A 12,990-nucleotide genomic window follows, 5' to 3' on the forward strand; every position below is an offset into this window, starting at 1 on the left:
ACCAAGCCGGCACCCCTGCTAATGCAGAAATGCCGGCTTCATATTATTTTTTCAGCAAAAGGATGGATGCTTATTTTTTGTACAACACAAACTGCATGTTTTGATCGGTATCCGTCACACTCAGTGTAATCGTATTCTTCTCCCAGTCCAAGAGGCCATAGATAACACCGGTATTGTTGAGTCCGATTTCTATTTCACCAACAAGCTCGAGAAGTGTAGCATGAGCTGTATCAAAGACAACCTTTTTCATAGCCTCGTCATACTTATAAGGCACTTTGTGCTTTATATATGTCTCCATGAGGTTTGCTTCCGTTCCATAGGCTTGTGACATAATAGCTTCGGTCTTGGACACAAAGGATACGGAGATTGTAATCCGACCATCTTCGTCCGTCTCAACTATATCTCCCGTATCGGTTATAGCAGCCATTTCTGCCTCCGTGTACACACGTTCCCAAATAGTACCTTCGATCACTTTTTCCTGATTGTCCGGTTTCGGCTCATTCTCCTTCTTACATGAAGCCAATGAGAAAACAGCCACCAAAGCCAAAAGCAGTGTCATCCATTTCATTTTGAGTTGCATCTTCTTGTTTTTTACATTTTATTACGAGGCAATATCGCCAAATGGCGGCAAATATAGCCACAATTTATCTCTCAGGCAAAGTCCTGCGGATTCTATGGTTATCCACACCCAAATGCATCTATGGCTTTGGGTAGAAGGGGCAATTCTCAGACCGAAAAAACCAGAAAAGCCAAACCGAAAATCTGAAAAAATCAGACCAAAAAGTTTTCGTTTTGGCTTGACTTTTTTTCTTTTTACGCTCGGGAACGAAAACTTTTACGCGCCACGTTTTTCAGAACGGAAAATACCGGAAAAAACAGCCATAAACCGGAAATGCAACTTTATCGGATTGCTTTACCTTTGGCTCCCCGATAAAAAGCAATAAAAACATGTGTGGAATAGTAGGATACATAGGGAGCCGTGAGGTATATTCCATTCTGATAAAAGGATTGAAAAGGCTGGAATATTGTGGATACGACAGTACCCCTCTTCCGGAAATATTGCCTTGGTGCACAAAGGCATTATCGAAAACTACTCCACCCTCAAAGCCAAACTACAGGCGCAAGGGGATAGCATTCCGCAGCAATACGATTGCAAAGGTTTGGACGTGGATCAGCCACGCAATTTGGCTAAGTCAATCACGGTAGAATGACCCTCCTAACAGGAATAGACCTACCCTTTTTCCATCGGTAATATCTGTCGGTTTATATCAGTGCGCATTGCAGGGCTTAAGCATTTCTATCTTATCTTTGTACGAATCTCTGAAAACAAAGCGAAGAAAAAGCTAAAGAGGAAAAGCTATGGCAGGAATAAAAATCGATCCGGCTCCGGTAGCAGCTTTGCGTAAAATGATAGAAGGGGCGAAGCGTATCGCTCTGATCTCGCATACGGCTCCGGACGGCGACTCGGTAGGAAGCAGCATCGGTTTTGCTGCCATGCTGAGAGAGAAAGGCAAGTCCCACATCAGTGTAATCGTACCCGACGATATTCCCCGATACCTGTACTGCATTCCCGGAGCGGACAAAGTAATAGTACACGAGACCCATCCTTCGGAAGCGGAGAAGGCATTGGCAGAAGCCGATCTGGTCTTCTGCATGGATTTCAACGCTCCTCACCGAGTAGCAGGACTGCAAAGCGCATTGGAAAGTTCGTCAGCCCCCAAAGTGCTTATCGATCATCATCTCTATCCGGCGGATATATTCACTCTCAGCTTCAGCTACCCTCCCCTGTCTTCTACTTCGGAGTTGGTCTTGCGTTTGGCCAAGGCCATGGGCATGGCATCCTGCCTGACCCAAGATGCAGCCACGGCTTTGATGACAGGGATACTGACGGATACGGGTGTATTTTCCTACAGCTCTTCCGATCCGGATCTTTATCTGCTTGTAGCAGATCTTATGCGAGCCGGTGCGGACAAAGACACGATCATCCACAACACTTTTCAGCAAAATTCGGAAAGCAAGATGAGGATGCAGGGCTATGTGCTGTACGAGAAAATGACCTTACTGCCGGAAATGGGCGTAGCCTACTTCACGCTGTCAGCCGAGGAGCTGATACGATTCCACAACCGGACAGGCGATACCGACGGACTGGCCAATCTGCCCCTCGATATTGCAGGGATAGAGGCTGTATGCTTCCTGCGAGAGGACAAGAATCAGATCAAGCTCTCATTCCGCTCCACGGGCAACTATCCGGTGAACACCCTTGCCGAGAACTTCGGTGGTGGTGGGCACAAGAATGCTGCCGGCGGCGAATTCCAAGGCAGTCTGGAGGAAGCCACAGAGAAGCTGCTGAAGATTTGGAAAGACTTCAACCCCAAGAATTACAACAATAAAAACCAACAATAATCATCTCTCTTCCCTCTCTTTTTTCCCTGTCGAAAAGGCCGTAGAGGTGGAGAATATTTCTGACCAAGATGAAAAGGATAATAATGATCTTGCTGCCGCTTTTGGCCATAGGTATGGCTGTTTTGACATTGGGCAGCTGTAAGAAAAGCGACATCAAATCGCTCAAAGAAATGAAGAAGGACGAACGCAAAGCCATCGAATCCTTCATCAACAGGATGGGTTTTACCATCAAAGAAGGGCATGAGGGCCAAAGCGAATTCGATCCCAATATCATGTACCACTTCGACAACGATCTTTATATGCAGGTGATAGACAAGGGCAAAGAAGCTCCTGTGCTGAACAAGACCAAGATCAACGTCAGGATGGAGGGCTTCATGTTCAATCGTGAGAGGGACTCCATCTATGTCTTTAACAGCCTCACTTCAGGCGGCTTTCAGGAGAGCGTGTTCCGCTATATATATAAGTACAACGATGGGGATATTCACTTCGAGCTGATCAAGTGCACGACCGGTGCCAACTTGGATATGTTTGTCTGCGAAGGAGTAGCTTTCCCCATGACCATGCTTGGCAATGGTGCCCGTGTGCGCTTGATCGTACCTTTCCGAATCGGCCCGGAATCACTCTATTCGCGAGGCCTGACCGGATACTACAAGGAAGTGGAATACGTATTTCGGGACTGACACCTCCCGACCTCTAATCTTAGGAATCTATTCATCTAACATCACACAATATCATGACGTTGATCAAATCAATCTCCGGCATACGAGGCACGATAGGCGGTATGGCCGATGAGGGATTAAATCCCATCAGCATAGCCCAATTCACAGCTGCTTATGCTCATTTCATCAAAAAGTTAACCAAAGATACACGCCCTCGCATCGTAGTCGGCAGGGATGCTCGTCCGTCCGGACTCATGGTCAAGAATGTCGTTTTCGGCTCTCTTATGGGAATGGGATGCGATGTAGTAGATATAGATTTGGCTACGACTCCCACTACCGAGATGGCCGTCACGGGCTGTGGAGCGGATGGCGGTATCATCATTACGGCCAGCCACAATCCGGTACAGTGGAATGCGCTGAAGCTCTTAGGCCCTTCCGGTGAGTTTCTGAACGATGCGGAAGGGAAAGAAATCCTTAGGATAGCAGATGCCGGCGAAGCGGAGTTCGCTCCGGTGGAGAAGATGGGGCGCATCGCCGATACGCTGGACTACACACCGGCACATATCAAAGCCGTATTGGCATTGCCGTCGGTCGATGTGGCTGCCATCCGCGCAGCCAAATTCAAGGTAGCTATCGACTGTGTCAATTCCGTAGGAGGAATAGCGATACCGACCCTATTGACTGCTTTGGGAGTGGAGAACGTCTTCCCTCTTTACTGCACACCGGACGGACAGTTTCCTCACAATCCCGAACCTCTGCCGCAGAATCTGACCGAAATATGCAAGGTAGTCAAGGAGAAGAAAGCCAATGTGGGTTTCGTAGTCGATCCCGATGTGGATCGCTTGGCTATCGTAGACGAGAACGGAGAGTTTTTCGGAGAAGAATATACTCTCGTGGCCATAGCCGATTATCTGCTGGGACTCAACGGTGGCGGCAATACGGTATCGAACCTCAGCTCCACTCGTGCCCTTCGCGATGTAACGACCCGACATGGTGGGAAATACGAAGCAGCAGCCGTCGGGGAGGTGAACGTAGTGACGAAGATGAAAGAAATCGGTGCCCTCATCGGAGGAGAAGGCAACGGCGGAGTAATCCTGCCGGAGCTTCACTATGGACGCGATGCTTTGGTGGGAATAGCTCTATTCCTCACCTACATGGCCAAGCGCAAGGAGACGGTGAGCCGAATTCGAGCCGAATACCCTGCATACTTTATGAGCAAGCAGCGAGTGGACACCCCTGTGGGTACCGATACACAGCGTCTGCTCCGGACGATGTTCGAAAGGTACAAGAACGAACAGATCAGTACCGTGGACGGCGTGAAGATCGACTTTTCCGACAGCTGGGTACATATGCGCAGGAGCAATACCGAGCCTATCGTCAGGATCTATACCGAAGCCCGTACGGAAAAGGAAGCACAGGACTTGGCCGATCGTTTCCGTTCGGAGATAGAGCGAGAGCTGTAAGCCGGCTCTTTCAAAATCAAGACAACAGCTTATAACAGATCATTCATTGGCAAGAAAGAAAAAAGAGCTTCCCCTCATTACAGGGGTGGAAATAACGGATCTGGCGGCAGAGGGCAATGCTCTCTGCCGCATTGATGATCTGGTGATGTTCGTGCCTTTCGCCGCACCGGGCGACCGCTGCACCGTTCAGGTGGTAAAAAAAAAGCGCAACTTCATGCAGGGGCGAATCGTCTCGATCGAAAGCCCCTCGCCGATCAGGAAAGAGCCTTTCTGTACGCACTTCGCCGTCTGTGGCGGATGCAAATGGCAGCACATCCCATACGAAGTACAGCTCCGAGCCAAGGAGCAGCAGGTGACCGATGCACTCGTGCGTCTGGGCAAGGTGGAAGTGGAGGAGATGCAGCCGATCCTCGGATCGGAACAGACGGAATATTACCGCAATAAGCTCGAATTTACATTCAGCAACAAACGTTGGCTACTGCCCGAAGAGGTACAGGAAGTCGATGGCGACTTCTCTCCCGAAGTGCGATACGGACTCGGATTTCATATCCCCGGCATGTTCGACAAGGTATTGGACATTCGCGAATGCCATTTGGGGGCTAAGGTATCGGACGAAATACGTCTCTTCATCCGCGGATATTGCATGCAGGATCCGGAGCGTTATCCCTTCTTCGACCTGAGAAATCAGGAGGGTCTGATGCGAACGCTGATGATCCGGACTACATCCACAGGAGAGCTGATGGTGGTCGTGGTCTTCTTCCGCGATGACGTTGCTGCTCGCGAAGCTCTGCTTGCGGCTGTAGCGGAGCGTTTCCCACAGATCACCTCACTCCTCTACGTGATCAATACCAAGTGCAACGACACGATAGGCGATCAGGAAGTGCTCCTGTACCATGGCAGGGAGTATATCGAAGAGGAAATGGAGGGGCTCAGGTTCAAGATCGGGGCTAAATCTTTCTACCAGACCAATAGCCGACAAGCCTACCAACTCTATCGGATAGCGCGCGAATTTGCGGGTCTCACGGGGGACGAACTGGTTTACGACCTCTATACCGGCACTGGGACGATTGCCAACTTCGTAGCCCGACAAGCCCGTCGGGTAATCGGTATCGAATACGTGCCCGAAGCCATAGAGGACGCCCGTACAAACAGCCGTCTGAACGGGATCGAAAATACCCTCTTCTATGCAGGGGATATGAAAGACATCCTGACCAACGACTTCATCGAACAGCATGGACGTCCGGATGTCATCATTACGGATCCGCCCCGGGCCGGCATGCACGAGAGTGTGATCGATGCCATCCTCTTTGCTGCACCCGAGAAGATAGTCTATGTCAGTTGCAATCCTGCCACACAAGCTCGCGATTTGGCTCTGCTGATGGCAGACGGCAGATACCGAGCCGTAAAATCCCGTCCGGTAGATATGTTTCCCCACACGCACCATGTAGAGAATGTGGTACTCCTCGTTCGAAATGCCGGATAGAGGCTTCGTATTGTGAAATCCTCCGACCTGTAAATATCAAGCCGACGGACTTAATAGTATAAACCTTTCCGACTTTATACTATACCCCTCTACCCCTTTATACTATAAACCCTCCATACTTTATACTGTAACCCCTACCCCCCTTTATACTATAAAGCCTCCACACTTTATAGTATAAAGTCTGCGGGCTTTATAGTCGGAGGTAGTAAAGGGATGATTGCGGAGCCAAGCTTGTGCAAGAAAAAGGATCAGAACGGATACCCTACCGCAATGTGCCAAGCGAAGTTGGAAGAAAAGTTCGGGCGCGTGATAGCCCATTTGTAACGCCCCGTTTGCTGAGGGTCATAGGCCTTCAGGCCGGCATCCAGCCGTACAAGGAAATAATCGAAGTCGAGACGAAGCCCCAGACCGTAGGCCAAAGCGATTTCCTTATAGAAGCGATCGAAACGGAAGAGACCGCCCTCCTGATTCTCATACTCCTTTATCGTCCATACATTGCCGGCATCGACAAAAGCTGCTGCGCGAAACTTCCAGAACAACTTCGTCCTGTATTCGACATTCAGGTCCAGACGAATATCTCCCATCTGATCGAAGAAGGTCTTGTCCGGAGTCAGATTCATGCTACCCGGCCCCAGCGTACGGACACTCCAGCCACGAACGCTGTTAGATCCTCCCGCAAAATAACGCAACTCAAAGGGTATATGGCGGGCATTGCCATAAGGGAAAGCCAAACCGAAGCCCAGATGCAGTGCCAAAGTATTGTCCTTTTCGAGCAGAACGGTTTTGGCCAGATCGAGATCGAACTTGACGAACTGAGCATAGTGCAGACCGAACATTTCATATGATCCGTGCTCGTCTTTCGGTGAATCGGACAGATAAGAAATAGCTTGCAGCAGATTGCCGGCTGTCTGAATACTGAATCGCGCCGTAAAAGGATTGGCTACGGTACGCTCCATGGACGAAGCCGTAGTATAGTTCAGTATATATGCCGAACCGAGAATGAACTGCTCCGTGTAGTTATACAAGGCAGTCGTAGGCGGAAGGGATTGGGCGAAGTCGGGATCAATATACGGGAGATGGAGGTAATCGACATCCAGCAGGCGGATCGTATGACGCAAACGATTGTGCAGATAGGTCTGCCATGAATAGTTGAGCTGAGCGGAGAGAATTACCCGATCGAACTCCGGACGGGTCTGGTAATTGTATCCGATTTTCCATTCCGTGGATGCCCGTAGCCGCCTGCGTGTCTCGTCAGATATAAGGGGGAAGAGGAGACGGGGAAAACGGAGGGAGCTTTCCGCACCGTATTCCATGAAGCTGTGCGAACCTTTGCGAATGGCTTCGTATGCACCCTTGAGTTTGACATTGAACATTTCCCCTCCGCGAAACAAATTCCGATCGGTAAAACCGAGAGACAAGGCTGCCCCGAAGTCTCCTGCCGAATTGGTGCCGAGCACCTCGGCTTCGAACGATTTGCTCTTGGCCGGAACGGTAAGAATATAGCAATCCACAAGTCGCGAGCTATCCGCCGGAGCAATCTCATCATTACCATTGTACTCCACAAATCGGATATTCACGTTCCGAATGATGGGGAGCGCATTCAGCTTGATATAAGAGCGTTCCACATCATCCTCACAGAACAAAGCTCCCGGAGTAACCGACACCGACCGCGCGAGAGCCGATGCCCGAATATAACGTCCCCTGCCCCCATAGTAAACAGTGTAATCGCCACGCGAAACCGAATCAATACGTGGCAGTTCCTGAACTCTGAAATCCGATTCGAGAGGATCATAATCGGCATGGAAGAATACCCTGCCGATCCGATATGGATAACGCCCGATACCATTGACCACCAATTTCAGATCGGCAGATTTCGTACCCGATCCTGCTGAAACGGTAGTGTCAGCTTCATAATAAATGTCCTCAGCGGAAAACCTCCAGAAACCATTGTTACGCATATAGCGAGCTATCGCTTTTCTTTCTTCATCGAGTACGATGGGCGACAAGGGAGAGCCTTCGCTGATCCCGACCTTGTATGCCGAAGGAAGCGAATCGCCAAGCGTAACGGGAGGAAGGAGTGGATTCTTCACATCCAAAGCCATATTGCGTATATAATAACGGCTTCCGGGCTGAATCAGATAGGTAATGCGTGCTTTCTTGTACAAGCCGGTGTCTACCTCGGCACGAGCAGTAGCATCGAGAAAGCCGTCGCCGGCCATCGCTTTTGCCAGACGGTTGGCAGTACGCTCGGTGAGGACAGAATCGATGAGGACAGGCGGTTCGCCCATTTTCCGGAGCGAACGGTTCCACCAGCTGTTGCTGTTCGGGTTCGAGCTACTATAGACGCGCAGCAGCCAGCGAGTCATCCCGAAGAGTCTGTAATTGGGCTGCTGGAGGGTATAGTCCCGTATATCTTCCGGCAGAGCGATGCTGTCCGTTTCGCTTACGATCGTTACCCTGTCCAGCAGTCTGCCGCCGTCCGGCACATAACGGGTGACCGAGCAGGAGGAAGCAAGCATGAGAAGCAAGCAGCCGGCAATGCCGATTAGATACCGAACGGAATGCGAGGACATAGGAGAACGGATATACGGGGAGAGAGACTATCGTTCGTTCCAGATACGCCAACTGCACAACGCCTGTATGAGCAGCATCTCCAATCCGTTTTGCACAGAAGCACCCTGTGCTTGAGCACGATGCATGAAAATCGTTTCCTGCGGATTATAGATCAGATCATAACAGAGATGCTCTGCACCTATACCCTCGAACAGAATAGGCGGACATTGGTCTATATGCGGATACATACCCACCGGAGTGGCATTGACAATCAACTTGTGCCGTTCGATAATCTCCGGTGTCAGATCCGAATACGCATACACACCGGTAGCCGAAGGCGTGCGACTGACCTGTCGATGTACTATTCCCATCTTTTTCAAAGCTCGCATCACAGCCAGTGCTGCCCCGCCCGATCCCAAGACAAGAGCTTGCGTATGCCACGGCTTTCGGATCAGCTCCAGACTATCGGCAAAGCCTTTCACATCGGTATTATAACCGACGAGACGAGGACGGCGAAAGCGCGCACGTTCTACCCGAATCGTATTGACGGCTCCGGTCAATTCCGCTTCCTCGTCTATCCGATCCAGATAGCGCATCACCTCCACTTTGTACGGCGATGTCACGTTGAACCCCTGAAGAGAGGGATGGAGCGAAAGCAGACTCTTCAGTTGGGCGAGCGATTCCAGTGGGAAAAGTTCGTAGACGGCATTGATTCCCTCCATCTTGAATTTGGAGTTGAAGAATTCGGCAGACAGCGAATGAGCCAGCGGATAGCCGATCAGACCGTACTTTTTCATTTCAGTCCCATATAAACGGTTGCCGCCTCCAGCGAAAGGGTACGATAATACGCTTCCCGAAATCCGACGGAGAGCATCAGATCCGTCAGTTCCTCTCGTTGGGGCATGACGGCTATCGATTCGGGAAGATAGGTATAGGCCTCCGCATCCTGCGACAAGAAACGACCGACAACAGGTATCACATGCGAAGCATAGAAATTATATCCCTGCTTCCATGGGAAACTCACCGGGCGGGAAAGCTCCAGGATCATCAGGGGAGCACCCTCGTTGAGCACACGATACATTTCCTCCAAACCGAGCTCGATATTCTGAAAGTTGCGCACGCCGAAAGCCACTGTAACCGCATCGAAACTATGATCTGCGAAAGGAAGATCGAGACAATCTTTCTGCATAAACGTAATCCGATTGTCCAAATTCTCCGAACGTACTTTCTGCTCCCCTATCCTCATCATTTCCAACGAAAGATCGACACCCGTCACCTGCTTGACAGACGGGATATGCCTGCATATCTCGATGGCCAAATCGCCCGTTCCGGTAGCCACATCCAGTACTGTACGCGGAGCAAAAGGCTCGATCATACGGATAGCCTTCTGCCGCCATACACGATCCATTCCCCATGAAAAGAGGTGATTGAGACGATCGTAATGTCCGGCAATGTGGTTGAACATGGCCTCTACCTGTTCATTCTTGGGGCGTTCGGTATCGTAAGGGGTTATTCTTTCAGGACTTTGCATGGCACATGATTATTCGGCTATCGGCCGAATGTTATCGCAGATAGTCTGTTATGTTCTTTTCTATTCTTTCTGCCAAATTGCTCAGGTCTGCCTTTTCGAAGGGCTTGCCCACTACCCGCTCGTACAATTCGATATAGCGTTCCGACACGCTGTCGCAATATGCTTCCGTCATTTCCGGTATTTGCTGACCGGGCTTACCTTGAAAACCGTTTTCGATCAGCCACTGACGGACAAACTCCTTGGAGAGTTGCTTTTGTGCTTCACCCCGTTCGAATCGCTCCTGATAGCCCTCAGCATAGAAGTAGCGAGAAGAGTCCGGCGTATGTATCTCATCGATCAGATAGATCTTACCATCTTTTTTGCCGAATTCGTATTTGGTATCCACCAAAATAAGCCCCTTTTCAGCAGCCATTTGAGTACCGCGCTCGAAAAGTGCGTAAGTATAGCATTCTATCTGCTCGTAGTCCTCTTTCGACACCAGTCCCTGAGCAATGATTTCCTGACGAGAGATATTCTCATCGTGACCCTCATCGGCCTTGGTCGTAGGGGTGATAATGGGATGTTCAAAACGCTGGTTTTCGCGCATGCCCTCGGGAAGAGGCAGACCGCAAAGCACTCGCTCGCCGGCAGCATAGGCACGCCATGCACTTCCTGTGATGTAGCCGCGGATGACCATCTCCACCTTGAACGGTTCGCAACGGTGTCCGACAGTAACCATCGGGTCGGGCGTAGCTATCTTCCAGTTCGGAACTATATCGCGAGTGGCATCGAGGTAGTGTGCGGCTATCTGATTGAGTACCTGACCCTTGTAAGGGATACCGGCAGGAAGGACTACGTCGAAAGCCGATATGCGATCCGTGGCTATCATGACCAGAAGATCATCCTCCAACGTGTATACGTCGCGCACCTTGCCGTGATATACGGCTTTCTGTCCCGGCAGTCTGAAGTCGGTACGAGCTAATGTTTCTTTCATCGTGAATTGTATGCTTAGTGATTCGTAATAATATCGGTATCGCCTGATTCTATATGGTTTGCGCAACGACAGCTGCGGCTTCGGCCTCCTTTTTCCGTTCGGCATCGTACCGGTCGTAGGCATCCACCACACGCTGTACGAGCGGATGGCGCACTATATCAGCGCGTTGGAATGCAATATAGCCTATCCCTCTCGTTCCTTGGAGGATATTCAGAGCCTGACGCAGACCGGAGTGCACACCTCTGGGAAGATCGGTCTGCGTAATGTCGCCGGTGACGATCATCTTGGCATTGGCACCAAGGCGGGTCAGGAACATTTTCATCTGCAACTCGGTCGTATTCTGAGCTTCGTCCAGAATGACCACGGCATCGTTGAGCGTACGTCCTCTCATATAGGCCAATGGTGCTATCTGGATGATATTGTTTTCGATGTACTCTTTTAGCTTCACGGCAGGGATCATCTCCTCCAGCGCATCATACAGAGGCTGCAAGTAGGGATCGAGCTTATCTTTCATCTCACCGGGCAGAAATCCCAGCTTCTCGCCGGCTTCCACAGCAGGACGTGAGAGAATGATACGGCGCACCTGCTTGCTTTTCAAGGCACGGACAGCCAGACTGATGGCTACGAAGGTCTTGCCTGTTCCGGCAGGGCCGATGGCAAAAACGAGGTCATTGGCCTCGAAAGCCTCCACAAGTTTCTGCTGATTATCACCTCTGGCAATGATGCTCTTGCCTCCCGTTCCATGCAGGATAAGATGTTTAGGGACATCGTCAGCGGGCAGCTTGGCACCCTGTGCAATGCGCAGGATCACATCTTCGGGCAGGAGGTTGTACTCACGGCAGTATGCCACCATCGGCTCCAAGACATCGAGGAAACGATCCGTCTCGCGCGAATCGCCCATGATCTTGAGCACATTGTGGTGTGCCACCAGGCGCAGCTTCGGGAAGAGCGTACGCAGGAGCATAAGATTGCTGTTATTTACACCGAGGAAAGCCTGTGCATCGACATCTTCCAATACGTAAATTCTCTCTGTAATCAGCATATGTATCCAATAGCAACGGTGCAAATGTAGTCTTTTTCGTCCCATTTAGGTTCGCAAAAAAACATAGAATGAGTCTGTTGCACAATAACCTCCCCCCTCATATCGATCAAGACAGATACATGCATTGATTTGACGAAGAAAGGAGAGCTTCATGCGATCTCTCTGCAAACCTCAAGTAATCTGAAAAACNGACAGATACATGCATTGATTTGACGAAGAAAGGAGAGCTTCATGCGATCTCTCTGCAAACCTCAAGTAATCTGAAAAACACTTAAGAATCAGCTCTGCCGCAAAAGACTTCAATGAAAGTTCTATAAAATAGTTGCAAACAGCTGATAGTTAGCGTATTGATGGGAGCAGAGTCAGCTGACAATCGCGTCCTGCATCGTGCAGGAAGCAAGAATCAACTGACAATCGCGTCCTGCATCGTGCAGGGAGCAAGAATCAGCTGACAATCGCGTCCTGCATCGTGCAGGAAGCAAGAATCAGCTGACAATCGCGTCCTGCATCGTGCAGGAAGCAAGAATCAGCTGACAATCGCGTCCTGCATCATGCAGGGAGCAAGAATCAGTTGACAATCGCGTCCTGCATCGTGCAGGAAGCAAGAATCAACTGACAATCGCGTCCTGCATCGTGCAGGAAGCAAGAATNCAGGGAGCAAGAATCAGTTGACAATCGCGTCCTGCATCGTGCAGGAAGCAAGAATCAACTGACAATCGCGTCCTGCATCGTGCAGGAAGCAAGAATCAGCTGACAATCGCGTCCTGCATCATGCAGGGAGCAAGAATCAGCTGACAATCGCGTCCTGCATCGTGCAGGAAGCAAGAAACAGCCGACAATCGCGTCCTGCATTGTGCAGGGAGCAAGAAACAGCCGACAATCA

At 50.3% G+C, this 12,990-nt stretch carries 11 protein-coding genes; 5 read left to right on the plus strand and 6 right to left on the minus strand.

The genetic code is table 11. The annotated features are described in order from the left end of the window. Window positions 1–70 precede the first annotated feature (70 nt). On the minus strand, window positions 71–580 hold the full coding sequence (locus HQ50_RS09105) for a hypothetical protein (protein WP_039429947.1): 510 nt from the start codon (window positions 578–580) through the stop codon (window positions 71–73). Between the two features lie 445 nt (window positions 581–1,025). Here HQ50_RS09105 and HQ50_RS11880 point away from each other — a divergent pair, with 445 nt between their 5' ends. From HQ50_RS11880 to rlmD, 5 genes are all read left to right on the plus strand, one after another. Next, window positions 1,026–1,211 carry a hypothetical protein gene (locus tag HQ50_RS11880; RefSeq protein WP_039429950.1) on the plus strand — a complete coding sequence of 62 codons (186 nt, stop codon included), beginning with the start codon at window positions 1,026–1,028 and terminating at the stop codon, window positions 1,209–1,211. Between the two features lie 148 nt (window positions 1,212–1,359). After that, a complete protein-coding gene (locus HQ50_RS09120; RefSeq protein WP_039429953.1) occupies window positions 1,360–2,403 on the plus strand; it encodes a bifunctional oligoribonuclease/PAP phosphatase NrnA in 1,044 nt (347 codons plus the stop codon). 83 nt (window positions 2,404–2,486) lie between these two features. Beyond that, a complete protein-coding gene (locus tag HQ50_RS09125) occupies window positions 2,487–3,083 on the plus strand; it encodes a DUF4827 domain-containing protein (RefSeq protein ID WP_039429956.1) in 597 nt (198 codons plus the stop codon). Window positions 3,084–3,136: 53 nt separating this feature from the next. Next, window positions 3,137–4,525, plus strand: a complete 1,389-nt coding sequence (gene glmM / locus HQ50_RS09130; protein WP_039429959.1) for a phosphoglucosamine mutase — start codon at window positions 3,137–3,139, stop codon at window positions 4,523–4,525. Window positions 4,526–4,571: 46 nt separating this feature from the next. After that, window positions 4,572–6,008, plus strand: a complete 1,437-nt coding sequence (gene rlmD, locus HQ50_RS09135; protein WP_039429961.1) for a 23S rRNA (uracil(1939)-C(5))-methyltransferase RlmD — start codon at window positions 4,572–4,574, stop codon at window positions 6,006–6,008. A gap of 248 nt (window positions 6,009–6,256) precedes the next feature. Here rlmD and HQ50_RS09140 read toward each other — a convergent pair whose 3' ends face one another. The 5 genes from HQ50_RS09140 to HQ50_RS09160 are packed head-to-tail and all read right to left on the minus strand — an operon-like array spanning window position 6,257 to window position 12,107. After that, window positions 6,257–8,581, minus strand: a complete 2,325-nt coding sequence (locus tag HQ50_RS09140; protein ID WP_039429963.1) for a BamA/TamA family outer membrane protein — start codon at window positions 8,579–8,581, stop codon at window positions 6,257–6,259. A 27-nt stretch (window positions 8,582–8,608) separates the two neighbouring features. Beyond that, window positions 8,609–9,358 carry a shikimate dehydrogenase gene (locus tag HQ50_RS09145; RefSeq protein WP_039429967.1) on the minus strand — a complete coding sequence of 250 codons (750 nt, stop codon included), beginning with the start codon at window positions 9,356–9,358 and terminating at the stop codon, window positions 8,609–8,611. Next, window positions 9,355–10,092 (minus strand): bifunctional demethylmenaquinone methyltransferase/2-methoxy-6-polyprenyl-1,4-benzoquinol methylase UbiE, encoded by a 738-nt coding sequence (ubiE, locus tag HQ50_RS09150; RefSeq protein WP_039429969.1) that lies wholly within the window; start codon window positions 10,090–10,092, stop codon window positions 9,355–9,357. The genes HQ50_RS09145 and ubiE overlap by 4 nt, the downstream gene beginning before the upstream one ends. A 31-nt stretch (window positions 10,093–10,123) precedes the next feature. After that, window positions 10,124–11,065: a phosphoribosylaminoimidazolesuccinocarboxamide synthase gene (locus HQ50_RS09155; protein ID WP_039429972.1), complete on the minus strand. Its 942-nt coding sequence runs from the start codon at window positions 11,063–11,065 to the stop codon at window positions 10,124–10,126. Between the two features lie 49 nt (window positions 11,066–11,114). Next, window positions 11,115–12,107 (minus strand): PhoH family protein, encoded by a 993-nt coding sequence (locus tag HQ50_RS09160; protein ID WP_081960080.1) that lies wholly within the window; start codon window positions 12,105–12,107, stop codon window positions 11,115–11,117. Between the last annotated feature and the right edge of the window lie 883 nt (window positions 12,108–12,990).

This window comes from Porphyromonas sp. COT-052 OH4946, from assembly GCF_000765965.1.
Taxonomy (GTDB): Bacteria; Bacteroidota; Bacteroidia; order Bacteroidales; family Porphyromonadaceae; genus Porphyromonas; species Porphyromonas gulae.